21 protein-coding genes, 1 tRNA gene and 1 pseudogene are annotated in these 23344 nt (G+C 65.1%); 15 read left to right on the plus strand and 8 right to left on the minus strand.

Annotated features, from left to right (window positions below):
- Window positions 1–124 precede the first annotated feature (124 nt).
- The 8 genes from FJW07_RS22515 (at window position 125) to FJW07_RS22550 (ending at window position 9076) form a co-directional block, all read left to right on the plus strand.
- Window positions 125–430 (plus strand): helix-turn-helix transcriptional regulator, encoded by a 306-nt coding sequence (locus tag FJW07_RS22515; RefSeq protein WP_140858820.1) that lies wholly within the window; start codon window positions 125–127, stop codon window positions 428–430.
- The gene (gene hyfB / locus FJW07_RS22520) at window positions 430–2442 is read left to right on the plus strand and encodes a hydrogenase 4 subunit B (protein ID WP_181182702.1); all 2013 of its coding nucleotides are present in this window, start codon (window positions 430–432) and stop codon (window positions 2440–2442) included. The genes FJW07_RS22515 and hyfB overlap by 1 nt, the downstream gene beginning before the upstream one ends.
- Window positions 2433–3389 carry an NADH-quinone oxidoreductase subunit H gene (locus FJW07_RS22525; RefSeq protein WP_140858822.1) on the plus strand — a complete coding sequence of 319 codons (957 nt, stop codon included), beginning with the start codon at window positions 2433–2435 and terminating at the stop codon, window positions 3387–3389. Before hyfB ends, FJW07_RS22525 begins: the two co-directional genes overlap by 10 nt.
- Complete coding sequence (locus FJW07_RS22530) at window positions 3389–4051, plus strand: hydrogenase-4 component E (RefSeq protein WP_112098328.1); 663 nt, start codon at window positions 3389–3391, stop codon at window positions 4049–4051. The genes FJW07_RS22525 and FJW07_RS22530 overlap by 1 nt, the downstream gene beginning before the upstream one ends.
- Window positions 4048–5499 carry a hydrogenase 4 subunit F gene (locus tag FJW07_RS22535; protein ID WP_140858823.1) on the plus strand — a complete coding sequence of 484 codons (1452 nt, stop codon included), beginning with the start codon at window positions 4048–4050 and terminating at the stop codon, window positions 5497–5499. The genes FJW07_RS22530 and FJW07_RS22535 overlap by 4 nt, the downstream gene beginning before the upstream one ends.
- 5 nt (window positions 5500–5504) lie before the next feature.
- On the plus strand, window positions 5505–7031 hold the full coding sequence (locus tag FJW07_RS22540) for an NADH-quinone oxidoreductase subunit C (protein ID WP_140858824.1): 1527 nt from the start codon (window positions 5505–5507) through the stop codon (window positions 7029–7031).
- Window positions 7032–7052: 21 nt separating this feature from the next.
- A complete protein-coding gene (gene nuoB, locus FJW07_RS22545; RefSeq protein ID WP_140708554.1) occupies window positions 7053–7589 on the plus strand; it encodes an NADH-quinone oxidoreductase subunit NuoB in 537 nt (178 codons plus the stop codon).
- Window positions 7590–7765: 176 nt separating this feature from the next.
- Window positions 7766–9076 (plus strand): MFS transporter, encoded by a 1311-nt coding sequence (locus FJW07_RS22550; RefSeq protein ID WP_246680845.1) that lies wholly within the window; start codon window positions 7766–7768, stop codon window positions 9074–9076.
- A 47-nt stretch (window positions 9077–9123) separates the two neighbouring features.
- Here the strand turns inward: FJW07_RS22550 and FJW07_RS22555 are convergent, their stop codons facing one another.
- Both FJW07_RS22555 and FJW07_RS22560 read right to left on the minus strand, forming a co-directional pair.
- A complete protein-coding gene (locus tag FJW07_RS22555) occupies window positions 9124–9654 on the minus strand; it encodes a dihydrofolate reductase family protein (RefSeq protein WP_140858825.1) in 531 nt (176 codons plus the stop codon).
- A gap of 137 nt (window positions 9655–9791) precedes the next feature.
- Window positions 9792–10691, minus strand: a complete 900-nt coding sequence (locus FJW07_RS22560) for an AraC family transcriptional regulator (protein WP_140858826.1) — start codon at window positions 10689–10691, stop codon at window positions 9792–9794.
- Between the two features lie 172 nt (window positions 10692–10863).
- Between FJW07_RS22560 and FJW07_RS22565 the strand changes: the two genes are divergently transcribed.
- The gene (locus FJW07_RS22565) at window positions 10864–11817 is read left to right on the plus strand and encodes an aldo/keto reductase (RefSeq protein WP_140858827.1); all 954 of its coding nucleotides are present in this window, start codon (window positions 10864–10866) and stop codon (window positions 11815–11817) included.
- A 543-nt stretch (window positions 11818–12360) separates the two neighbouring features.
- On the opposite strand, the gene FJW07_RS22570 is transcribed toward FJW07_RS22565, so the two are convergent.
- Complete coding sequence (locus FJW07_RS22570) at window positions 12361–13005, minus strand: hydrolase (protein WP_140858828.1); 645 nt, start codon at window positions 13003–13005, stop codon at window positions 12361–12363.
- 154 nt (window positions 13006–13159) lie between these two features.
- Between FJW07_RS22570 and FJW07_RS22575 the strand changes: the two genes are divergently transcribed.
- Complete coding sequence (locus FJW07_RS22575) at window positions 13160–14053, plus strand: LysR family transcriptional regulator (RefSeq protein ID WP_140858829.1); 894 nt, start codon at window positions 13160–13162, stop codon at window positions 14051–14053.
- 164 nt (window positions 14054–14217) lie between these two features.
- Window positions 14218–14644, plus strand: a pseudogene (locus FJW07_RS22580) (pirin family protein); the annotation flags it as partial.
- Window positions 14645–14713: 69 nt separating this feature from the next.
- Here the strand turns inward: FJW07_RS22580 and FJW07_RS22585 are convergent.
- Window positions 14714–14790, minus strand: a tRNA-Arg gene (locus FJW07_RS22585).
- A 188-nt stretch (window positions 14791–14978) separates the two neighbouring features.
- Window positions 14979–16469 (minus strand): HAMP domain-containing sensor histidine kinase, encoded by a 1491-nt coding sequence (locus FJW07_RS22590; RefSeq protein ID WP_140654506.1) that lies wholly within the window; start codon window positions 16467–16469, stop codon window positions 14979–14981.
- Between the two features lie 254 nt (window positions 16470–16723).
- On the opposite strand from FJW07_RS22590, the gene rpmH reads away from it, so the two are divergent.
- From rpmH to yidC, 3 genes are read left to right on the plus strand one after another with little or no spacing between them, the layout of a single operon-like run.
- Window positions 16724–16858 (plus strand): 50S ribosomal protein L34, encoded by a 135-nt coding sequence (rpmH, locus tag FJW07_RS22595; protein ID WP_008833937.1) that lies wholly within the window; start codon window positions 16724–16726, stop codon window positions 16856–16858.
- Window positions 16859–16874: 16 nt separating this feature from the next.
- Window positions 16875–17228 (plus strand): ribonuclease P protein component, encoded by a 354-nt coding sequence (rnpA, locus tag FJW07_RS22600; protein ID WP_140858830.1) that lies wholly within the window; start codon window positions 16875–16877, stop codon window positions 17226–17228.
- A 14-nt stretch (window positions 17229–17242) separates the two neighbouring features.
- On the plus strand, window positions 17243–19063 hold the full coding sequence (gene yidC / locus FJW07_RS22605; RefSeq protein WP_140858831.1) for a membrane protein insertase YidC: 1821 nt from the start codon (window positions 17243–17245) through the stop codon (window positions 19061–19063).
- Window positions 19064–19556: 493 nt separating this feature from the next.
- Here yidC and FJW07_RS22610 read toward each other — a convergent pair whose 3' ends face one another.
- Genes FJW07_RS22610 through FJW07_RS22620 form a run of 3 tightly spaced genes read right to left on the minus strand, consistent with a single transcriptional unit; the run spans window position 19557 to window position 22844 of the window.
- Window positions 19557–21101: a DHA2 family efflux MFS transporter permease subunit gene (locus FJW07_RS22610; protein WP_140641887.1), complete on the minus strand. Its 1545-nt coding sequence runs from the start codon at window positions 21099–21101 to the stop codon at window positions 19557–19559.
- On the minus strand, window positions 21098–22387 hold the full coding sequence (locus FJW07_RS22615) for an HlyD family secretion protein (RefSeq protein ID WP_140858832.1): 1290 nt from the start codon (window positions 22385–22387) through the stop codon (window positions 21098–21100). Before FJW07_RS22615 ends, FJW07_RS22610 begins: the two co-directional genes overlap by 4 nt.
- Complete coding sequence (locus tag FJW07_RS22620) at window positions 22380–22844, minus strand: MarR family transcriptional regulator (RefSeq protein ID WP_140654509.1); 465 nt, start codon at window positions 22842–22844, stop codon at window positions 22380–22382. The genes FJW07_RS22615 and FJW07_RS22620 overlap by 8 nt, the downstream gene beginning before the upstream one ends.
- A gap of 166 nt (window positions 22845–23010) precedes the next feature.
- On the opposite strand from FJW07_RS22620, the gene FJW07_RS22625 reads away from it, so the two are divergent.
- A complete protein-coding gene (locus FJW07_RS22625) occupies window positions 23011–23325 on the plus strand; it encodes a hypothetical protein (protein ID WP_140858833.1) in 315 nt (104 codons plus the stop codon).
- The last annotated feature ends 19 nt before the right edge of the window (window positions 23326–23344 follow it).

The raw sequence follows: 23344 nt of genomic DNA on the forward strand, positions 1-23344 counted from the left end.
CCGACCTGCGGCTGCGGTGGCATCAACATATATGTTTAATACATCAATCCTTGACGATAGAACATTTTAATGTAGGCTGCAGCACCGACACCTCATATCTCAGAACTGAACGAGAGAGTCGTCGGTGATAACCGCACCGCAATTGCGCGCCGCAAGATCGTTGCTCGGCATCGATCAACGCCGGCTTGCCGAATTGTCCGGCCTGTCGGTGCCGACGATCCAGCGCATGGAAGCCAGCGGCTCGATCATCCGGGGCAATGTCGATTCGCTGATGAAGCTGATCGCCGCGCTCGAGGCGGCCGGCATCGAACTGATCGGCGAAGGCACGGTCAGCCAGGGCGGCGGTCGCGGCGTGCGGCTGAAGAGCGGGTTCGATCCGGCCAGGGCATCCGATGCCGGCGATGTCGAGCCTGGCGGGAGCCTGCCGTGATCTCGACCGTGGCTCTTGTGCTGTGCGGTCCTGCCGCGCTTCTGGCAACAGCCATCCTTGCCGCGGTCGTCAGCCGGCACACCACCGCGACGCGTCTGGTCTACGGCGCCGCGTTTGCCATTTCAGCCGCCCTGATCGTGATCGTTGCCAGCCATCTCGCCGGCAATTCCGGCGAGGCGTCCGCCACCTTGCCGCTCGGCCTGCCCTGGACGGGCTCCCGGTTCCGTCTCGACGGCCTGTCGGCGTTCTTCCTCATCGTCGTCAATCTGGGCGGCGCCGTCACCAGCCTTTATGCCCTTGGCTACGGCCGGCACGAATCCGCGCCGCATCGCGTGCTGCCGTTCTATCCGGCGTTCCTCGCCGGCATGAACCTCGTGGTGCTGGCCAACGACGCCTTCAGCTTCCTCTTGTCCTGGGAGTTCATGTCGCTCGCCTCCTGGGCGCTGGTCATGGCGCATCATCGCGACGAGGCCAACCGACGCGCCGGCACCATATACCTGGTGATGGCGAGCTTCGGCACGATGGCGCTGCTGCTTGCCTTCGGCCTGCTGGCGGGCCCGGCGGGAACCTATGCGTTCGACGCGATGCGGACGGCGCATCCAGGTCCGTTCGCGGCAGGCGCGGTGCTCGTTCTCATGCTGCTCGGCGCCGGCTCCAAGGCCGGCCTGGTGCCGCTGCATGCCTGGCTGCCGCTTGCCCATCCGGCGGCACCCAGCCACGTCTCGGCGCTGATGAGCGGCGTCATGACCAAGGTCGCCATCTACGGCTTCATCCGCGTGGTGTTCGACCTGCTTGGCGCGCCGGCATGGTGGTCGGGCGTCGCCGTGCTCCTCATCGGCGGCGTGACGGCGGTGCTGGGCATTCTTCACGCGCTGACGGAAAAGGACCTGAAGCGGCTGCTCGCCTATTCGACCATCGAGAATATCGGCGTCATCTTTGCCAGTCTCGGCCTTGCGCTTGCCTTCAAGGCGAACGCCATGCCCTCGGCCGCGGCGCTGGCCCTCACCGCGGCGCTCTTCCACGTGCTCAACCATTCCTTCTTCAAGAGCCTGCTGTTCTTCGGCGCCGGCGCGGTGCTGACGGCAACCGGCGAACGCGACATGGAAAAGCTCGGCGGCCTCATCCACCGCCTGCCGGTCACCAGCTTCGTCTTTCTCGTCGGCTGCGTCTCGATCTCGGCGCTGCCGCCCTTCAACGGCTTCGCCTCCGAATGGCTGGTCTTCCAGGCCATATTGCGCAGCCCTGAACTGCCGCAATGGGGGCTGAAGGTCATCGTGCCCGCGGTCGGCGGCATGCTGGCGCTGGCGGCGGCGCTGGCCGCGGCCTGCTTCGTCAAGGCATTCGGCATCACCTTCCTTGGCCGGGCGCGATCGGCGGCGGTGGAACGGGCGCGTGAGGTCGACCGCTGGTCGCTGGCGGCGATGGCCGTGCTTGCCGCCTTCTGCCTGCTCGCCGGCATCCTGCCCGGCTTGGTCATCGACGGCCTGTCGCCGGTGACGCTTTCGCTCATCGGCGACCGCATGCCGGTGCAGATGGCCGAGCCCTGGCTGTCGATCGTGCCGATCGCGGAGAGCCGCAGCTCCTATAACGGCCTGCTGGTCTTCGCCTTCATCGCCATTTCGGCGTCGCTCGCGGCCTTCTTCATCCACCGCTTCGCCTCGCATGCGCTGCGCAGGGGCATTGCATGGGGGTGCGGCTTCGCCGACCCGGTGCCCGCCGCGCAATACACCGCCGTCAGCTTCGCGCAGCCCATCCGCCGCGTCTTCGGCAGCTTCGCGTTCCGCGCCCGCGAGACGGTGGACATGCCGGCGCCGGGTTCCCTCGAACCGGCGCGCCTCAAGGTCGATATGCATGATTTGGCCTGGGATATCTTCTACCAGCCGATCGCCGGCGCGATCGATTTCGCCACCGAGCGCCTGAACCACCTGCAGTTCCTGACCATCCGCCGCTACCTGACGCTGGTCTTCCTCTACCTCGTCATCCTGCTCCTGGTGCTTGCGCTATGGCCGTGATCCTGGAGCTTGCCGTGCAGGGCGCGCAGATGTTTTCGGTGCTGTTGCTGGCGCCGCTTCTGATCGGCTTCGTGCGCAAGGTGAAGGCGAGGCTGGTGCGGCGGCAGGGACCCTCGGTGATCCAGCCCTATCGCGATCTCGTCAGGCTGATGCGCAAGGAGGTCGTGCTGGCGGACAACGCGTCCTGGCTGTTTCGCGTGACGCCCTACCTGATTTTCGCCGCCACATGGGTCGCGGCGGCGCTCGTTCCGACCTTCGCCTCCGGCCTCCAGTTCAGCTGGGCGGCCGATCTCATCGCCATCGTGGCGCTGCTCGGCAGCGCGCGCTTCTTCCTGGCGTTGGCGGGGATGGAGGTCGGCACCAGCTTCGGCGGCATCGGCGCCAGCCGCGAGGTGATGATCGCGTCGCTGGCCGAACCCGCGATGCTGCTCATCGTCTTCAGCCTGGCACTGGTGGCCGGCGCCACGCAGCTTTCGACTGTCGCCGCCTTCATGGGTTCGCCGCAGGTCGGGCTGCGGGTGTCGCTCGGCATGTCGCTGATCGCGCTGGTGATGGTGGCCATCGCCGAGAACGCGCGCATCCCGGTCGACAATCCCGCCACGCACCTGGAGCTCACCATGGTGCATGAGGCGATGATCCTGGAATATTCCGGCCGCCATCTGGCGATGATCGAGCTCGCCAGCTTCCTCAAGCTGCTGCTCTACATGTCGCTGATCTCCTGCGTCTTCCTGCCCTGGGGGCTGGCGAGCGCCGGGACGGGGCCGCAATCGCTGGCCATCGGCGCCGCCGCCTATCTCGCCAAGCTCGCCGTGCTTGCCATCCTGCTCGCCGTGTTCGAGACGGCGGTCGCCAAGATGCGTGTCTTCCGCGTGCCGGACTTCCTGGGCGCTGCGCTGATGCTGGCGCTGCTCGGCACGCTCCTGCTGTTCGTTTCGCGGAGCCTGTGATGAACGGTCTCACCTTCGACATCGCCCATCTGCTCGCCGGCAGCCTGGTGCTGATCTCCTTCATGATGCTCTACCAGGACCGGCTGTTCGCGCTGATCAACGTCTTTGCGCTGCATGCGGTGGTGCTGGCGCTCTCGGTGGCCTGGCAGGCCTATATCCAGGACGCGCACCATCTCTACATCACCGCCGGCATCGCTTTGGTCTTCAAGGCGATCGTCATTCCCGTCGGGCTGCATCGCATCATCCAGCGGCTCGGCATCCACCGCGACATCGAGACCGCCGTCGGCATCGGCCCGACCATGCTCGCCGGCATCGGGCTGGTGACGCTTTCCATGGTGCTGATGCTTCGGGTGACGCCCGAGGCCGACCCGCTCGCCCGCGAGGACCTCGCCTTCGCGCTGTCGATCATCCTGCTGGGGCTGCTGGTGATGGTGACAAGGCGCAACGCCGTCAGCCAGGTCGTCGGCTTCATGTCGCTGGAGAACGGCCTGGTGCTGGCCGCCACCGGCGCCAAGGGCATGCCGCTGGTGGTCGAGATCAGCGTCGCCTTCTCGATCCTGATCGCCTTCATCGTCATCGGCGTCTTCCTGTTCCGCATCCGGGAACGGTTCGATTCGGTCGATGTCGGCGCGCTCGACGACTACCGGGGAGAACGCCGGTGAGCGGGTTCTCCTTCGACGCCGTGGCCGCGATCCTTTTCATTCCGGCCGCCGCCGCGGCCATCCTGGCGGCATTGCCCAACTACCGCATGACGGCGATCGTGAACGTGATAGCGAGCCTGCTCACCTTGCTCGCCGCGCTGTCGCTGTTCGTCACCGAGCGGCCGGCGCCGGGGCAATATCTCATCGTCGACGATCTCAACATCGTCTTCATCGTGCTCAACACATTCGTCGGCTTCACCACCAGCGTGTTCAGCGCGTCCTATATCGCGCATGAGCTGGAGACCGGCCGGCTGACCGCGCCGAACCTCAGATTCTACCACGCGATGTACCAGATCATGATGTTCGGCATGAACCTCGCGTTCGTGTCGAACAATATCGGCCTGATGTGGGTCGCGGTGGAGCTCGCCACACTGACCACCGTGCTGATGGTCGGCATCTACCGCACGCATGAGGCGCTGGAGGCGGCCTGGAAATACTTCATCCTCGGCAGCGTCGGCATCGCGCTGGCGCTGTTCGGCACCATCCTCGTCTACATGGCCGCGCAGCCGGTCGTCGGCGAAGGCACCAACGCCATGGTCTGGTCGGTGCTGATCGAAAAGGCGGCGCATTTCGACCCGGCGCTGCTCAGCGTCGCCTTCATCTTCCTGCTGCTCGGCTACGGCACCAAGGTCGGTCTCGCGCCGCTGCATGCCTGGCTGCCCGACGCGCATGCCGAGGGCCCGACGCCGATCTCGGCGGTGCTGTCGGGCCTGCTGCTCAACGTCGCGCTCTATGCCGTGCTGCGCTTCAAGCTTTTGCTCGCGGCGAGCCCGCAGGCGATCGGCCCCGGACCGCTGATGGTCACGATGGGGCTGACCTCGCTGATCTTCGCGGCCTTCATGCTCTACCGCCGCCGCGACATCAAACGCCTGTTCGCCTATTCCTCGATCGAGCATATGGGCATCATCGTCTTCGCGTTCGGCATGGGCGGCCCGCTCGCCAACTTCGCCGGCCTGCTGCACATGGTCATGCACAGCCTGACCAAATCGGCGATCTTCTTCGCCGTCGGCCATATCGCGCAGGTCAAGGGGACGCAGAAGATCTCCGAGATCAGCGGCCTGACCGAAAGCCATCCCGGGCTTGGCTGGGCGCTCGTCATCGGCGTCGTTGCGATCGCCGGCCTGCCGCCGCTCGGCATCTTCATGAGCGAGTTCCTGGTCGTCAGCTCGACTTTCGCCAGGCATCCGTGGCTGGCGATCCCGCTGGTGTTCGGGCTGCTGATCGTCTTCGGCGCGCTGCTGTTGCGGCTGACGGGGCTTGCCTTCGGCGAGCCGCGCGGCGGCATGGCGCCGGTCGAGGCGTCCTACGTGCCGATGTACTCGCACCTCGCCTTGGTGTTTGCCGCCGGCATCTATCTGCCGGCGCCGCTGGTGGCGTGGTTCCAGCACGTCGCCGGGATTCTGGGGTGATGCGCATGGTGAGGAAAAAAACGCCCGTGCTCGCCGATGTCATCGAAGCCGGTCGTCGGATCGAGCATCACGTTCCCTGGCCGCGCGCCGTGGTGACCGCTAAGGTCTGGAACCTCGCGGTCGAGCAGCTCGCCAATGGTCGCTGGAGCCTGCTCGGCCTGTGGGGGGAGCCGGACAAGGTGCATATGGCGCTTCTCGACGAAGCGCAGAGCATCGGCGTCGTCAGCCTGGATTGCCGCGGCGGCCGCTACCCGTCGGTCGGCCAGCACCATCCGCCAGCGCTGCGGCTGGAACGCGCCGCCGCGGACCTGTTCGGGCTGGCGCCGCAGAGCCTGGCCGACACCCGCCGCTGGCTCGACCATGGCCAATGGGGCGTCTCGCATCCGCTGGCCGTGCGGCCCGGCGGACCGGCGACCGCCGCCTCCTACCGGTTCCTCGCGGCCGAGGGTGAAAGCCTGCACCAGATCGCGGTCGGGCCGGTGCATGCCGGCATCATCGAGCCGGGGCATTTCCGCTTCACGGCCGGCGGCGAAACGGTGGTGCGGCTGGAAGAGCGGCTGGGTTATGTGCACAAGGGCGTCGAGGGCCTGATGGCAGGCGCGCCCATCGACCGGGCCGCAAAACTCGCGGGCAGGACGTCGGGCGACAGCACGGTCGCTTATTCGCTGGCCTTTGGCCGCGCTGTCGAAGCCGCGCTCGGGCTCGAGGTTCCCGCGCGTGCAATCTGGCTGCGGGCGCTGATGGCCGAACTGGAGCGCCTTGCCAATCATCTCGGCGACATCGGCGCCATCTGCAACGACGCCGCCTTCGCGATCATGCACGCGCATTGCGGCGTGCTGCGCGAGCGCGTGCTGCGCGCCGCCGACGCTGCCTTCGGCCATCGCCTGATGCGCGACCGTATCGTACCCGGCGGCACGGCGAGCGATCTGGACGAGGCGGGGACGAGCGCCATTCGGTCGCTGGTCGCGGAGATCAGGAAGCGCTTCCCGCATCTGGTCGAACTCTACGACAACACGGCATCGCTGCAGGACCGCACGGTGGCGACCGGCCGGCTGAAAGTCGAGCTTGCCCGGCAACATGCCGCCGGCGGTTATGTCGGGCGGGCGTCGGGCCGCGATTTCGACGCGCGCCGCGCCCCGGGTTACGCACCCTATGACGAGCTCGCCTTCGATGTGCCGGTGCTGCGGGAGGGCGACGTCAACGCGCGCGTCTGGATCCGCGTGCGCGAGGTCGAGCAGAGCCTGTCGCTGGTCGAACAGATCCTCGGGCGGCTGCCCGCCGGCCCGATCCGCGTCGATATCGCCGCGCCGGGAGAGCCGCGCGAGGGCATGGCGCTGGTCGAGGGTTTCCGCGGCGACATACTGGCCTGGCTGCGCATCGGCGAGAACGGCACGATCGAGCGCTGCCACCTGCGCGACCCTTCATGGTTCCAGTGGCCGCTGCTGGAAGCGGCGATCGAAGGCAACATCGTCGCCGACTTCCCGCTCTGCAACAAATCGTTCAACTGCTCCTATTCCGGCCACGACCTCTAAGCCCGGCCAAGGCACACCGCCATGCGAAAACTGCTCTTCGAAAGCCTGATCCGCCCGCCCTTGACCGAGCGCCCGCCGCAAGCGAGCGACGCGGCCGTCGACGAGCTGGCGCGCGCCCTCGACGGGCTTGCCCGCAAGCGGCTCGGCCGAAGCCTGTCGATCCGCGCCGTGGACGCCGGCTCCTGCAACGGTTGCGAGCTTGAAATGCACGCGCTCAACAACGCCTTCTATGACATCGAGCGCTTCGGCTTCCGCTTCGTCGCGTCGCCGCGCCATGCCGACGTGCTTCTGGTCACCGGGCCCGTCACGAAAAACATGCGCGAGGCGCTGAAGCGGACTTTCGACGCGACCCCCAACCCGAAATGGGTGGTCGCGCTCGGCGACTGCGCCAGGGACGGCGGCTGCTTCGCCGGCAGCTACGCGGTCGTCGGCGGCGTGGCGGACGTGGTGCCCGTCGACCTGCACATTCCAGGCTGCCCGCCGGCGCCGATCGAGATCCTCAAGGGATTGATCGCGCTGCTCGACGGCGCCAACGGCAAGGCGGGCGCCCGCAGCTGACGGAGACGACGAGCCCGGCAATCGCATTTTCAGTGCGAGCCGAGCCGTGCTAGGATTTCGAAGAGAGGTCCGGGCCGCAAAAATTCGAGAAGCTCGATTGCGCAGGCAGCAGGCCGGCCGTAGCGGCCGCCCGCAGATTTGGTGGGGCAAAAGATGGGAGGGGGCAGTTCGGCCGTATGGCCACGGTCAGCGTTGGCCTGCACGCAGTGCCGGACCGCCGGGCGGCGCAGGCCGAGCGAAAGCAGGTCTTTTTGCACGAGCCAACCGATGCGCCGGCAGGCATGCCCTCCGCGCCGGACCTGATCGTCATGCGTGGCCGCTGGACGATCCTTGCAGTCCTCTTTGCCGCTCGCGCCGCAATGGCGGTGCAATTCCAGAGTATCGCGGCCATCGCGCCGGAGCTGGGGAAGACACTGAACGCCAATCTCGCCGATATAGGCGTGCTCATAGGCCTCTATTTCGCGCCGGGCATCGCGCTGGCGCTGCCGGGCGGTGCGATCGGACGGCGCTTTGGCGACAAAGCGACCGTGCTTGCCGGATTGGTCATGATGCTGGCGGGCGAGGCGCTGCTTTGCATCTCGACTTCATGGAGCGTGCAAATCGCCGGCCGGCTGATCGCGGGCATAGGCGGCGTGCTGTTGAACGTGCTCATGACCAAGATGATGGTCGACTGGTTCGCGGGCCGGCAGATCGCCACGGCGATGGCGATCTTCATCAACTCATGGCCGCTGGGCATTGCCCTCACGCTCGTCGCGCTGCCGCTGATCCAGGCTGAATTCGGAATTGCGGGCGCGCAGATCGCGGTCATGGCGCTTATCGGCGCAGCCCTGGCGCTGGTGGGGCTTTTCTACCGGCCGCCAGGCCAGTCCGCCGCTCCGGTTTCAGCGCAAGACGCGCGACTTGGGCTGCCGGCCGTCTGGGCCGTGCTGCTGGCAGGCTTGATATGGGCCTTCTACAATGTCGGCTTCGCCATGATCTTCAGTTTCGCGCCGTCGATGCTGGTCGAGCGCGGCTGGTCGACGGCCGCCGCCGGCTCGGCCGTCAGCATCGTGCTGTGGCTCGCGGCCCTATCCGTTCCCCTTGGAGGCTACCTCGCGGACCGCGCGGGAAGCCGCAATGCGCTGCTTGCCGCAAGCTGCCTGGCTTTCGCTGCGCTGATTGTGCTGTTGTGGCGGGGCTCGCCGGTGCCGCCCACATTGGTTGCGCTCGGCCTCGTCTGCGGGCTCCCAGCCGGATCGATCATGAGCCTGCCGGCGCGGGTGCTGGCGCCGGCGACGCGAGCGCTGGGAATGGGACTCTTCTACACGGTCTACTACGCCACGATGCTGATCGCGCCTTGGCTCGGCGGCAGGCTGGCGCTTTGGACTGGCCACGCAGGCGCAGCCCTCGGCCTCGGCTCGGCGGCACTTATGGCCTGTCCGATGCTTTTGTGGGGGTTTGAACGCTGGCTGCTCGTGCAGGCCCGAACGGCGCCGCGCGCGAGCTGAGACCTTACGAATTTTCGACAGGCGGTGGCGCGCCGGACGTCGCGAGATCAGGCCGGAGCGTAGGTCAACCTGATCACATCTTCGCCGATCCGATCATGCGCCATCAGGCGGAGCGGTGGGCGGGGTCCGGCGAAATAGGGCTTGCCGTGACCAAGCACGACCGGGTGCAGGTAGATCCGATATTCGTCGATCAAGCCCAGTTCGGCGAGGCTTCGCGCCAAGTCCGGGCCGGCGACTTCGATCTCGCCGTCGCGCTCGGCCTTCAGCTTCCGCATTGCGCCCTCAAGATCATCTTCGACGAGCGTGGCGTTGGGACCTACAGACTTCAACGAGCGCGAGACGACCCATTTCGGCTGGCGCCGCCACGCCGCCGCGTAGGCAAGCCGCTCGGCATCCCACTCGGGATGCTCGTCGTCCCAATAGCGCATGATCTCGTACATGCGGCGACCGTAGACGCTGCCCGACTGCCGCTCGGCCTCCGCGATGAAGTGGCGGAAGAGCGTGGGGCTTGGCCCGAACCCCGTATGATCGACATAGCCGTCCAGCGACTGGTTCATTCCGAACACGAGCTTGGCCATTGCCTGCTCCTCACATGGATTCGCGCAATCTGATTGCGTTATGCAATCGGTTCAGGTTAGGTCGACCGATTTTATTTTGCAATTGGTTTTTGGCACGCATGAACGCCAATTTGAAACCGGCGCCGGGCAGGCTGAACTCAAGCTACCACTGCCAAGCCCGGCGAGGCGCGCAAGCGGGCTATGTCGCGCGCCGGCGGTTCTCCAAAGTGGCGGCGATATTCGCGACTGAACTGCGACGCGCTTTCGTAACCTACGCGGAAGGCGGCAGTCGTGGCGTCGATGTCCTGGACCAGCATCAGGCTGCGCGCGTCCTGCAGCCTGAGCTGCTTCTGGAATTGCAGCGGCGTCATCGCCGTCACGGCGCGAAAATGCTCGTGCAGGCTCGACGGACTCATGCCTACTTCCGCGGCAAGCCGCTCGATGCTGAACCGTTCCCGGAAGTTCTTCCCGATCCAGGCGATGGCGCGGCCGACCTGGGCCACCCGACCCTGGCCGGAGGTGATGTGGCGCATCCTGGCGCCGTCCGGGCCGGCGAGCAGGCGATAGAGAATTTCCTGCTCGGCAAGCGGCCCGAGCACGGGCAGCGCTGCCGGATCGTCGAGCAGGCGTAGCAGGCGTAGCGCCGCGTCGAGCAGACCGGCGCCGGCGTCGGACACCGTCTTGCCTATGGGCGGGGATGGCGCTCGCGGCGGCGGCGGCACGCGCAACGCCAAGTCCCCCAGCATGACCGGATCGAAATCGAGGTACAGGCAAAGATAGGGCTTGTCGGGCGTCGCCTCGACCACATGGCCTATAACCGGCAGGTCGTAGGTCACGACCCCATAGCGCCCCGGTGCGTATCGGAACACGCGGTCGCCCAGCGTGATCTCCTTGCGCCCCTGCGCGACGAGGCACAGTTGCGGCCGGTAAACATTCGGCATCGGCATCGTCACCGTGGAGGATCGAACAAGCGTCACACGTTCGATGGGGGTGGCGTGGAAGCCATCCTTCGCGACGTGCCGGGCAATCACGGCCGCGATTTCGGTCAGCGTTTCCATGAATCGGACCATCGCACGCGCGCGGAAGGGCGGCAATGCGAACCCGCAGCTTCTGGAGGATTGGGCAGTAATCCCGGCGCATCAGGCTAACGGTTCGACGTCGCCTAGCATCACAGTGTCAGCGGCGCCTGGGTCACAGCAAACCTGGCTGCGGAACAAGGATGGAGCAAACATGAGAACCGATAATCTGAAGACCCCCACGGTCGCACTGGGCACGTGGGCCTGGGGCGACAGTGGCGAGACTGGCAACGGCTACTTCGGCAGCCACCTGACTCAAGCTGGCCTGGAAGAGGCCGCCGACAAGGCGCACGCGGCCGGGTTCACCCTGTGGGACACCGCCCTGGTGTACGGCATGGGCCGCTCCGAAACCGTACTCGGGGAGGTCCTGAAGCGCTACGCCCGCAGCGGCTACCAGCTCTCCACGAAGTTCAACCCGCGGATCGCGAGAACCAGCGACGATCCGGTGGCGGACATGCTGCAGCAGAGCCTGGCCAACCTCGGCACCGACTACATAGACCTCTACTGGATTCACAATCCAGCCGATGTGCCGCGGTGGACTCCGCACCTCATTCCGTTGCTGAAGAGCGGGAAGGTCAAACATGTCGGCGTCTCGAATCACAACCTGAGCGAGATCAAGCTCGCCGACCAGATCCTGGGCGAAGCCGGGTTCCGGGTCGAAGCCGTCCAGAACCACTATAGCCTCCTCTACCGCAGCTCTGAGCAAGCTGGCATCCTGGACTATTGCCGCAACCAAGGCATTCCGTTCTTCGCCTATATGGTGCTCGAACAGGGCGCCTTGACCGGCCGGTACAGCCCGGAGAATCCGCTGCCGGAAGGCAGCAGCCGGGCGGAGATCTACAACGGCATGCTGGCTCAACTGAAGGCGCTGACGGACAAGCTCGCCTCGATCGGCCTGAGCCAGGGTGCAGCAGCGCCCGATGTCGCGACAGCGTGGGCGATGGCCAAGGGCACGACGCCGATCGTCGGCGTCACCAAGCCCCATCATGTCGACGGTCTGGCCCGAGCCAGCAGCATCACGCTCACCAGCGACGACATCGCGGAGTTGGAAGCTCTTGCCGACGCCGCTAACGTGAACACCCGCGGCTTCTGGGAACAAGAGATGTAAGTCTAAGCCGTCGGACCGCCGCTCCGAGCGACACGGCAGGCGATCATTTACCTCCGCGTGATGATCGCCTGTGACCGAGCAGGTTGCCGGTTGCCTCCACCTGATTGTGCAAGTGCTCCAGAACGCGTTGCGCCATTCCGCAAAGTTCCGGATCACTTGCGCTGCGATGGTTGCCTTGTCTTGCGGTAGGAACCGCTCTTAGCGTTGCTGCACCATGTCGGGCGTGTCCTGGATCGCGTAGCTCACCGCGCACCGACCCTTTCCGGCCTCTGCCTTTGGCGCCATGGGCGGCCGCGCCTAGTCGCGCCAGATGACGCTTTCGGGATCGGCCAGCCACTTGCTCAACGACCAGAAAGAGGCGCGGCGGGCCAGATCGAGCCGTTTCGGCGGAAGGCTTCACCGCTGCCGGGTCAGCCGGGGCCAGCATCCGCGCACATGGATTTATCGCTGACATCAAAGGCTTTCCCGTGAGGTGAGAATGGCGAGGGCCGGCAAACGGATCGATTCCGACCCTCATCGAAATGCTCGCCATCCCGGCCGGGATCAGCCAGCTACTGGCGTGTTGAGAAGCTGCTGCTCCCAAAGATACGCGATGCCGCTGCCGCCGAAGTGCTGGATGAGAATCTCGGTCAGCTCCTCGACATGCTCGGTGCGCGCCCAATCGCGTTGCCATTCGCCAGCGAGCGCCATCACGGTCATCACGTTCGCGCCGGCCGCGATCATTCGCTGGATGGCAACTTCGTGAGACTCCTTCGAAATCCCGCCCGACGCGTCGGTGATCACGGTCACGTCCCAGCCTTCGCCGGCGGCTTGGATCACAGGCATTGCGACGCAGACCTCGGTCCACAGGCCGGCGATGATCAGCTGCTTGCGGCCGGTCGCCTTGACGACGTTCACCACATTCTCGTCCTGCCAGGTGTTCACCCAGGTGCGATCGATGACTTCCTGGCCCGGAAATACGTCGGTGATCTGCTTGAAGGGACGTCCGCCGCGCGCCGCGATCACGCTGGTGAGAATGGTCGGAACATTGAAGGCTTTTGCCAGCTTCGCCAGCGCGGTCGTGTTGTTGACCACCATGTGCGGATCGTGGCTGTTCAGGTTTGCGAGTTGATAAGGCTGGTGGTCGATCAGAACGAGGACCGAATCTTCGGGACGAAGAAGCGAATCGAGGCCGTTACGAGGGGTCATCAAGACATCCTTTCTCTGCCGCTATGGACGGCGATGGGTTCACGGGAGACATGCGCCAGCCGGCGACGTTGCCGGGACGCAATTTGCTGTTCCTTTAGGTGATGAGGTAGTGCCGTATTCAGGTAAGCTGTGTCGCGAAATAAGGAACGACGAAATGAACATCGAAGATCTCCAGACATTCGTCGCCGTGGCCGATGCAGGGGGCGTATCGGCCGCCGCACGCCGGCTCGGCGTCTCCAAGTCAATCGTGAGCCGGCGGCTTTTCCGGATCGAGGCAGAACTCGGCGTCCAGCTTCTTGCACGAACGACCCGCGGGGCCGCGCTTACGGAAGCGGGGATCACGTTCAGAGACCACGCGGCCAGAGCCAGCGCCGAGATCGATACCGCCAGGGAAACCATCCTGCCATCCGGCGACCTTCGCGGCCGCCTGAGGGTTGCCATGCCGCTTACTTTCGGCCCGACGCACTTCGCCCCCGTGCTTGCGGAAATGGCGCGCCAGCACACGCGGCTTCACATCCAGACCTCCTACAGCGATCGCTTCGTCGATCTCATCGCAGAGGGTTTCGATTGCGCGATCCGGGGCGCCTACCTTCAGGACTCCAACCTGATCGCGCAGCGCGTCGGGCCGATCCATGGAAAACTTGTCGCAAGCCCGGATTACATCAAAGCGCATGGGTCACCGGAGACTCTGGACGAACTCGTCACCCATCAGGCCCTCATGCAGGGAACGGCAGCCTGGCAGTTCATGGATGGCAGCAAGATTGTTACGGTCCAGCCGCAGGGCAAGTTCAAGGCCGACAGCGCCACGGCACTTGCCGCTGCTGCTGCGGCAGGCCTCGGCATCGCCTGGCTCCCCGATTGCATCACATATGAATATGTGGCCTCCGGTGCATTGGTTCCGATCATGACACGCTATCCGGTACCTCCGGGGGCCGCGTATGTCGTACGCCCGCCGGGTCAGCATCCCGCGCGGAAAGTGCGGGTGCTCACCGAAATGCTGACTGAGTATTTCAAACGGAACCCGAAGCTTTGGGGTCTCGACGGCTAAGAAGCTTAGCCAAGGATCTGCATTCGACGTCGGCATTCCTTCGGCGATATAGGCCCGAATGTTCCACCTGCTGCGACACAGCTTGACTTATCTAGGTGTTTGCTAGTCTGGCAGCCGGTCGCGCGCCAGTTTAGACATTCTGGCAGCGCAGGAGGATGACGCACATGAGTTGGAACCCAGCCATCGAGCCCGGCTGCCCCGATGAGGTGGGCATCGACGCCATCGAGACCCTCATCATTCCGCGATCCCGCGACTTGGGCGACTTCGAGGTTTGTCGCGCCCTGCCAGCGCCGAAGCGGCAGATGGTCGGACCGTTCATCTTCTTCGATCAGGCCGGGCCCGCCGAGTTCCTGCCCTGGCAAGGCGTCGATGTCCGACCGCGCCCACATACCGGTCTCGGCACCGTTACGTATCTCTTTCGCGGCGACTTCCATCACCGGGACAGCACCGGAGCTGACCAGATCATCCGTCCCGGGGGAATTGAACTGAATGGTCGCCGGGCGCGGTGTAACCCATTCGGAGCGCACGTCCGCAGCAGCCCGAAGCGGTCCGAACAGCCTGTTCGGGATTCAGACCTGGCTGGCTCTACCGACGTAGAGCTCGATGCGGGGGGCCGGTTGCCGATGCAATGGCGCACTATGGAGGGCAGTTGGCGGTATTTGGCGCGCCCGAAGAGATTCGAACTCCTGACCCCCAGATTCGTAGTCTGGTGCTCTATCCAGCTGAGCTACGGGCGCGCAACAGGCCGTGCATGACACAGGCCCCGCGTTCCGGTCGAGACGGCCGGCCGCGATGTGGAGTGTTCCCTAACGACTGAATTCGCGAAAAGCAAGTCGATCCGGCAAAAGTTTTGTCGCAGGCGGTTTTGCTGGCTTTGATCGAGGCGCGCCGTCGCCGACAGGCGGCTCAGCCGGAGGCGGCAACCTCAAGCCGGGCGGCGCAGGCCGTTGCGCGCCTGGTCGAGCCGGACAGGCTGATCGGGGATGGTGACGGCGAAGACGGTGCGGCCGCCGATCGATTCGACGAGCTCGACGGTGCCGCCATGGGCGCGGGTCAGCTCGTGCGCGATCGCCAGGCCGAGGCCGGTGCCGCCGCTGCGGGCCGAGCCGCGGAAGGCGGCGAACAGGTTCTCGCGCGCCTTGGGCGGCAGGCCGGGGCCGGTGTCGGTGACGGTGATGCGGCTGACGCTGCCATGGCGCTCGGCGGCGACCGCCAGCCGGCGCACCACCGCGCTTTCGGTGTCGGCGGCCATCGCCTGAATGGAGTTGCGGCAGAGATTGGTGAGCACGCGGAAGAGATGGTCGGAATCGGCGTCGACCTCGAAGGCGAGCTCGACGCCGTTGATGAACTCGATGCCCTCCTCGATGTCGAGCAGGCCGTGCACGTCGTCGACCAGCTGGCGCAGCCTGAGCCGCCGGCGCGACGGCGCCGGCTCCTGGGTGCGGCCGTAGTGAAGCACGCCTTCGGAATAGGAGACGGCGCGGTCGAGGGCGCGCAGAAGCTTCGGCGCGAAGGCCTGCACGGTCGGGTCCTTCACCTGGCGCAGCCGGTCCGACATCAGCTGCGCGGACGCCAGGATGTTGCGCATGTCGTGGTTGATCTTGGAGACGGCCAGGCCGAGGTCGGCGAGATGCTTCTGCTCCGACAGCATCTTCTGCAGCCGGTCCTGCATCTGCGACAGCTCGCGCTCGGCCACGCCGATCTCGTCGGCGCGGTCGGCGGGGCGGATGACGCGGCCGGGATCGTCGGGCGCCTCGGAGAAGGCCAGAATCGAGCGCGTCATGGTGCGGATCGGCCCGATCATGATCAGGTCGATCGCCGCATAGACCAGCATGGCGGTGAACAGCGAAATCAGCAGCGAGACGACGGCGACGTTGCGCGAATATCGAAGCATGGCGTCGCGCAGCCTGTAGTCCGGCATGATCAGCTCGAATTCCTTATCGCTGTCGCCGACCGGGCCGAAGACCCGCAGCATGCGCTTGCCGCCGAAGAACAGCGTGTCGAGCGCGCCGGTCATGCCGTTGACCAGGCCGACATCGGCGATGTCGATATGCTCGTCGACCTGGGGCGGCATGTCGGAAACGACGAGCAGCCGCGAGACGCCGCCGTCGCGCACGGCGATCGCCTTGGCGCCGATCGCCATCAGCACGTCGTTCTGGGCGTTATGCGACAGCGCGTTGGGCTCGCCCTGCAAGAGCACGATCGACACGGCGGCGGCGGTGCTCAACCGCTCCTTCAGCCAATTGACCCGGTAGCTGGCGATCCAGGGCAGGAAGATCAGGATTTCAGCCAAAAGCACGAAGGCGATGGTGAGGAAGAGGAGCTTGGTCGACAGGCCACGCGACAGCGGCACCCGGCGCGTCGAATTCGCCGCCGGCCTTGCCTTCTCGTTCGTGGGCAGAGTTTCACTCGTCATTGACGCGCATTCACAAAGGCTTGATCGGCCAAGATTATGCGATTTGCGGCTTTTTTGCCAATTTCAACCTTGGTCCAGCAAAAAAGCCTCGGAGGCACCCCGGATTGACTTCCCAAAACCTTCTTCCTATAAGCCCGCTCACGCTCGGGCCATTCGTCCCGGCGCGGTTTCGATCGCGCCTAAGCCGGCCCGGCAAAGCTCCTGTTACAGAGTGACAGAATCAAGAAGGGCCGCACCCCGCGGTATTAAAACAAATGAAGCGTACCTACCAACCGTCCAAGCTCGTCCGTAAGCGCCGGCATGGTTTCCGTGCCCGCATGGCCACCAAGGGTGGCCGTGGCGTCGTTGCCGCCCGCCGCAATCGCGGCCGCAAGCGGCTCAGCGCCTGAACGAAAGACGAGATCGTTGCCCGCAACCGGCAAGCCAAAGGGGAAAACCCCCGGGCGGCTTCTGAAACGCGCGGAATTCCTGTCTGTGCGCGGCGGCGAGAAACGCCGCGGGCGGCTTTTTCTCGTTGAAGTTCTCGACCGCGGCGATGACCTTGCGCCGCGCGTCGGCTACACCGTCACCAAGAAGGTCGGCAACGCCGTGGTGCGCAACCGCGTCCGGCGGCGACTGAGGGAAGCCGTGCGCGTCCATGCCGCCGATGACATGGCGCCCGGCAATGATTATGTCATCGTCGGGCGTGAAGACGTGCTTGCCATCCCGTTCGGCCAGTTGAAGGCCGAGCTTTCCCGCCGGCTGCGCGGAACACGATAGGCCAAAGGCTTTCGATGGAAAACAACCGCAATTTCTTCATCACCATCGCGCTGTCGGTGCTGATCCTGACCCTCTGGCAGGTGTTCTACATGAACCCGCGCATGGAGCAGCAGCGCGAGCAGACCCGCGTCGAGCAACAGCGCGTCGAGGCGCAGAAGAAGGAAGCGGGCGGCGGCACCAACTCCGGCGCGGCCGGAACGCCGGCTCCCACCGCTGGCGCGATCCCCAACGCGCCCGGCGGCGATGCGGTGACGGCGGCCAGCCGCGACCAGGCTGTTGCCGCGACCAAGCGCGTCAAGATCGACACGCCCAGCCTCGAGGGTTCGATCAACCTGACAGGCGCGCGCCTCGACGACCTGAAGCTCAAGCACTACACCGAGACGGTCGACAAGAACTCGCCCGAGATCCAGCTTCTCAACCCGCAGGCGCTGCCCACCGGTTATTTCGCCGAGATCGGTTTCGTCGGCACCGACAAGACAGGCGCGGTGCCTAGCTCGGACACGGTGTGGAGCGTCGAAGGCAATCCGACGCTGACCCCGTCGACGCCGGTGACGCTCACCTACACCAACGACAAGGGCCTGACCTTCAAGCGCACCATCTCGGTCGACGACAACTACATGTTCACCGTTTCCGACACGGTGCAGAATTCGGGAAGCGCAGCCGTCAGCCTGTTCAACTACGGCCGCGTCACGCGCTACGACAAGCCGGCCGTCGCCAGCACCTATGTGCTGCATGAAGGCCTGATCGGCGTCACCGGCACCGAAGGGCTGACGGAATACAAATACGCGGCCATCGAAAAGGACAAGGAAGTCAAGCCGGGCAAGTCGACAGACGGCTGGCTCGGCATCACCGACAAATACTGGGCCGTCACCCTGGTGCCCACCGAAAAGCAGCCCTTCCAGCCGCGCTATGGCTACTTCGAGGACGGGCGCCACCGCTATCAATCCGACTTCCTCACCGATGCGATCAATGTCGGTGCCGGCCAGTCCGCGACTGTCGAGACGGAGATTTTCGCCGGCGCCAAGGAAGTCGCCAAGATCAATGCTTATGAGGCTGACCGTCATATTCGCCAGTTCAACTTGTTGATCGACTGGGGCTGGTTCTACTTCATCACCAAGCCGATGTTCTGGCTGATCGACACGCTCTACAAATTCTTCGGCAATTTCGGGCTGGCGATCCTCGCCACCACCGTCGTCGTCAAGGCCATCTTCTTCCCGCTGGCGAACAAATCCTACGCCTCGATGGCCAACATGAAGAAGGTGCAGCCGAAGATGGTCGAAATCCGCGAGAAATACGCGGACGACAAGATGAAGCAGCAGCAGGCGATGATGGAGCTCTACAAGACCGAGAAGATCAATCCGCTCGCCGGCTGCTGGCCGGTGGCGCTGCAGATCCCGGTCTTCTTCTCGCTCTACAAGGTGCTCTACATCACCATCGAGATGCGGCACGCGCCATTCTTCGGCTGGATCCACGACCTTGCGGCGCCCGATCCGACGTCGATCTTCAACCTGTTCGGCCTGCTGCCCTTCGCGGCGCCCGCCTTCCTGCCGCATATGGGCGCCTGGGCGGTGGTCATGGGCATCACCATGTTCCTGCAGATGCGCATGAACCCGGCGCCGCCGGATCCGACGCAGGCGGCGATCTTCACCTGGATGCCGGTGATCTTCACCTTCATGATGGGTTCGTTCCCGGCCGGCCTCGTCATCTACTGGGCCTGGAACAACACGCTGTCGATCCTGCAGCAGGGCGTCATCATGAAGCGCCAGGGCGCCAAGATCGAATTGTGGGACAATCTGGCGGCGCTGTTCCGCAAGAAACCATCGCCAGCAGAATAGAAGGCGCCACGGGTTACAGATCAAAACCCCGGCCTTGTGAACTGACCCCCGGAGGTTGTGTCCAACTTTCGGGGGTCAGTTCATGGCCGGGGTTTTTTGTTGGAGATGCCGACGGGACAGCGCCAACCTTCGCGATTGGCCGTGTCCCTCTTCTCCGTCGTCATGTATGGGGCGGAGCAAGGAGCGAAGCGACGCGCGCGGACCCTGGAATCCATGCCGTTACGCTAAGGCGTTGCAACGGTTACAGAATTCTGCACCGTCCACTCTGCGGCAAAGGTCACGGAATGGATCCTCGGGTCAAGCCCGAGGATGACGACGTCACGGGGTTTCGGCCAATCTCCAACGTCGGCATCAGTAGCGCCCGCGCCAACCTTCGCGATTGGCCGTGGCTCTCTTCCCGGTCGTCATTCCAGGGCGGAGCAAGGAGCGAAGCTCGAGTCAAGCCCGGGTATGACGACGTCGCGGGGCCGGATGGCCGAGCTGGGCGGACGCCTCACTCCATAACAGCGCTGTGGTCGACCTTGGCCGGCGTGCCCGGCTTGCGCAGCAGAAGCACCAGCGGGATGGCGGCTAAAGACAGGATCATCATCAGCTTGAAGTCGTCGACATAGCTGATGATCGTCGCCTGCAGCGTCACCAGGCCGTCGAGCGCGGCGCGGCCGGCGGCGGTGTAGGGGCTCAGCGCCTGCGAGACCGCCGGATCGCTGAAGGCCGGGTTGTACGGCGTCACATAGGTGGCGATGTTGGCGTGGTTGATCTGCTGGTTCTGCGTCAGCAGCGCCGTGACCACCGAGATGCCGACGCTGGAGCCGATGTTGCGCGACAGATTGTAGAGGCCGGTGCCCTCAGAGCGCCGCTCCGGCGCCAGCGTGGCGAAGGTGATGGTGGTGAGCGGCACGAACAGGAAGCCCAGGCCGGCGCCCTGGATGAAGCCGGTGCTGATGATCGTCCATTGCGAGACGTCCGGCGTCCATCCGGTCATGTCGTACATCGCCCAGGCGGTGATGGCGAGGCCGATGAACAGCAGCCAGCGTGTGTCGACCTTGCCGACCAGCCTGCCGACGATGAACATGCAGGCCATTGTGCCGAGGCCGCGCGGCCCCATGACGATGCCGGCCGTCACCACCGGATAGCCCATCAGCGTCTGCAGGTAAGGCGTCATCAGCGCCAGCGAGGCGAGATAGGTGATGCCGATGATGAAGATGAACACCATGCCGACGGCGAAGTTGCGGTCGAGGAACAGCCGCGGGTTCACGAAGGTGTCGCGCGCGGTGAAAGTATGGACGATGAAGATGTAGAAGGCCGAGGCGCAGACCAGCGCCTCGACGATGATCTCGGCCGAGGAGAACCAGTTGAGCTGCTCGCCACGGTCGAGGAACATCTGCAGCGAGGCGATGGCGATCGAGAGCATGCCAAAGCCCAGCCAGTCGAGCCTGGCTTTCAAGTCGAGCTTGGTTTCCTGGACGAACATCGAGACGCCGATAAAAGCCAGCGCGCCGATCGGCACGTTGATGTAGAAGACCCAGCGCCAGGAGACGTTCTCGGTCAGCCAGCCGCCGATGACCGGGCCAAGCACCGGGCCGACCATGACCGAGACGCCGAACAGCGCCATGGCCGAGCCGCGCTCCTCGACGCTGTAGATGTCGAGCAGGATCGACTGCGACAGCGGCACGAGCGCCGCGCCGAACAGGCCCTGCAGCAGGCGGAAGCCGACGATCTGCGGCAGCGACTGGGCAAAACCGCACAGCACCGAGGCCACCACGAAGCCGGTGATCGCCACCAAAAGGATGCGCTTGCGGCCGAAGCGGTTGGCGAGATAGCCGGACGGCGGCGTCATCACGGCGGCGGCGACGATATAGGAGGTGAGCACCCAGTTGATCTGGTCGGCGCTCGCCGAGACGCTGCCCTGGATATAGGGCAGCGCGACGTTGGCGATGGTGGTGTCCAGCGCCTGCATGATGACCGCAAGGATCACACAGGCGGTGATGGCGCCGCGATTGGCGACCACCGACGCGCCTGTCGCGGAAGCCGTTGTCATGACTTTGGTCCGGATTGCTTGAAGAGGTTGGTGATGAAATCCGGCAGGCCGCGGGCGTGGCCGGTGTCGATGCTGACGACGGCGCTCATGCCGCCGCGCAGCGGCGGCTTGCCGTCCGGATCGTCGATCGTCACCCGCATCGGGATGCGCTGCACGACCTTGACCCAGTTGCCGCTGGTGTTCTGCGCCGGCAGCAGCGAGAAGCTGGACGAGGAAGCAGGGCTGATCGAGCCGACGGTGCCGTGCCAGACCTCGCCCGGATAGCCATCGATGCTGATCGTCGCCGTCTGGCCGGGACGCACATAGGTGAGCTCGGTTTCCTTGGGCTCGGCCGCGATCCAGATGTCGGTCGACGACACCAGGCTGAAGGCCGGCTGCGAGGCCGGCAGGTACTTGCCTACCTGCAGCGCGTCGACATTGGTGACGATGCCGTCGAACGGCGCCTTGACGACGGAGTCGTTCAGGTTGCGCTGCGCGTCGTCCACCGCCGACTGGGCCTGCAGATAGAACGGGTTCTGCTCGACCGGCTGGCCGGCGTCGCCGCCGAGCTGGGCAAGCATCGCCTGCGCCTGCGCCTTGGCGACGGTCACTTTCTGGCGGGCCGCAACGAGATCGTGCTGGGCGCTGTCGAAGGTCGCCTTGGAAGCGGTCGAGGTCTTGAGCAGGTCCTGCTGACGCTGGAAGGCGGACTCGTAATAGGGGATGTCCGCTTGCGCCTGGTCGATCGACGCGAGCGACTGCTGGTAGCTTGCCTGCAGCGTCAGCACCTGGTTGCGCACGGTGCCGAGCTGCGCCTTGGCGCCCGCGAGCGCGGTTTCGAAAGAGGCGGGCCGCAGCCGAAAGAGCACATCGCCCTTCTTCACCGCCTGGTTGTCGTGCACGTCGATCTCCTGCACGGTGCCGGAGACGTCGGTCGAGACGCCGAGCGATTGCGCCTGGATATAGGCGTTGTCGGTGGTCATGATCTGGCCGCCGATGACGTAGTAGTAGCCGCCGGCCACCAGCGCGACGGGCAGCAGCGCAAACAGGATCGGCCGCGTCAGGCTGCGGCGCGGCTTTACGGGAGCGGGCGGAGCCACCGTGACGGCTGCCGGCTTCGGCTGTGCCGAGGGAGCCTCGGCTACCGGCTCCGGCGCCACGGGCGCTTCCAGCTCGTCGTCTTCGACGACAGGCGGGTTGGCGCGCCTCTGTTCGCGCTGGCTGTCCAGGCTGATGACTTGGTCGCTTACTCTTTCGCCGACATTTTCCTCGTCGGTAGGCTTTCTGGGTGAGGTTCCTTCAGACATGGACTTTCTCCCGGTCGAGGGCCGGCTGGGCGCAGGCCTCGAGCAGATTGGATTTGATCAGGCAAAGGGTTTGCAGCAGTTGCCGCTGCGCTTCCGCGGACAGGCCGGTGAAGGCCTCCTCGCGCGTCTTCTGGCCGTTGCTGCGCATCACTTCGATGAGCGGATGGGCCTTCGGGGTCAGATAGAGAAGCCACGCCCGGCGGTCGGCCGGATTGGGCCGACGCTCGATGAAGCCGCGCGCCTGCATCTTGTCGAGCAGCCTTGCGAGCGTGATCGGCATGATCTCGATGAGGTCGGCCAGCTTGTTCTGATGGATGCCCTCACGCAGCGAAAGATAGGCCAGCACCTGCCACTGCGCGCGGGTCAGGCCAAAGGCGCGCGACCGCTGCTCGAACCGCTTCCTGAGCAGGCGCGCGACATCGTGCAGCACAAAGCTGATATTTGGCGAGGTGGACATGGGAGGACTTCGGAGGCTGCGGACAAACTTTCGTGAGCATGCTTATTATCATCATGCACATAATCCTGCTGGACGCGGAGCGCAAGACCGACTAAGGCGCTTGGTAAAAATATCGCATAGGCCAAAACCCGGCCGGGCCGGCCTGGTCTGCGGCAAGGACAAGACGATGAACCGGCTCAAGATCATCATGCTGGCGCTGCTGGCGGGATATGCTTTTCCGGCCGCCGCGAAGGACGCGGTGAGCTGCGGCGGAGCGGCGATGCTGGGTGGCGCGCAGCTCAATTGCAGCCACCTGCAACCCAAGGCGCCGCCGCAATTCTGCACCTTCAGCTGGGCGCTGCACACGACGGCCGGCGAGCAGAAAATCGTCGAAGGCAGCTTCTCGCTGCCGCCCGGAGCCTCGAACGTCCAGGTCTATCAGGGCAGCGGTTTCGACAGCGCTCTTTCCAACCCGATCGTGATCTGCCGCGGCAACCATTGAACGGTTGGCGCTGCGGAAC

Origin of the sequence: Mesorhizobium sp. B3-1-9, assembly GCF_006439595.1 — a bacterium.
Classification (GTDB): Bacteria; Pseudomonadota; Alphaproteobacteria; order Rhizobiales; family Rhizobiaceae; genus Mesorhizobium.

Coding starts and splice junctions, on each gene's coding strand:
- FJW07_RS22565 (WP_140858827.1), top strand. CDS start 10,864: ATGAGAACCGATAATCTGAAGACCCCCACGGTCGCACTGGGCACGTGG.
- FJW07_RS22525 (WP_140858822.1), top strand. CDS start 2,433: ATGGCCGTGATCCTGGAGCTTGCCGTGCAGGGCGCGCAGATGTTTTCG.
- FJW07_RS22625 (WP_140858833.1), top strand. CDS start 23,011: ATGAACCGGCTCAAGATCATCATGCTGGCGCTGCTGGCGGGATATGCT.
- nuoB (WP_140708554.1), top strand. CDS start 7,053: ATGCGAAAACTGCTCTTCGAAAGCCTGATCCGCCCGCCCTTGACCGAG.
- rpmH (WP_008833937.1), top strand. CDS start 16,724: ATGAAGCGTACCTACCAACCGTCCAAGCTCGTCCGTAAGCGCCGGCAT.
- FJW07_RS22575 (WP_140858829.1), top strand. CDS start 13,160: ATGAACATCGAAGATCTCCAGACATTCGTCGCCGTGGCCGATGCAGGG.
- FJW07_RS22590 (WP_140654506.1), bottom strand. CDS start 16,469: ATGACGAGTGAAACTCTGCCCACGAACGAGAAGGCAAGGCCGGCGGCG.
- FJW07_RS22540 (WP_140858824.1), top strand. CDS start 5,505: ATGGTGAGGAAAAAAACGCCCGTGCTCGCCGATGTCATCGAAGCCGGT.
- FJW07_RS22555 (WP_140858825.1), bottom strand. CDS start 9,654: ATGGCCAAGCTCGTGTTCGGAATGAACCAGTCGCTGGACGGCTATGTC.
- FJW07_RS22620 (WP_140654509.1), bottom strand. CDS start 22,844: ATGTCCACCTCGCCAAATATCAGCTTTGTGCTGCACGATGTCGCGCGC.
- FJW07_RS22570 (WP_140858828.1), bottom strand. CDS start 13,005: ATGACCCCTCGTAACGGCCTCGATTCGCTTCTTCGTCCCGAAGATTCG.
- FJW07_RS22560 (WP_140858826.1), bottom strand. CDS start 10,691: ATGGAAACGCTGACCGAAATCGCGGCCGTGATTGCCCGGCACGTCGCG.
- FJW07_RS22530 (WP_112098328.1), top strand. CDS start 3,389: ATGAACGGTCTCACCTTCGACATCGCCCATCTGCTCGCCGGCAGCCTG.
- FJW07_RS22550 (WP_246680845.1), top strand. CDS start 7,766: ATGGCCACGGTCAGCGTTGGCCTGCACGCAGTGCCGGACCGCCGGGCG.
- FJW07_RS22610 (WP_140641887.1), bottom strand. CDS start 21,101: ATGACAACGGCTTCCGCGACAGGCGCGTCGGTGGTCGCCAATCGCGGC.
- yidC (WP_140858831.1), top strand. CDS start 17,243: ATGGAAAACAACCGCAATTTCTTCATCACCATCGCGCTGTCGGTGCTG.
- FJW07_RS22615 (WP_140858832.1), bottom strand. CDS start 22,387: ATGTCTGAAGGAACCTCACCCAGAAAGCCTACCGACGAGGAAAATGTC.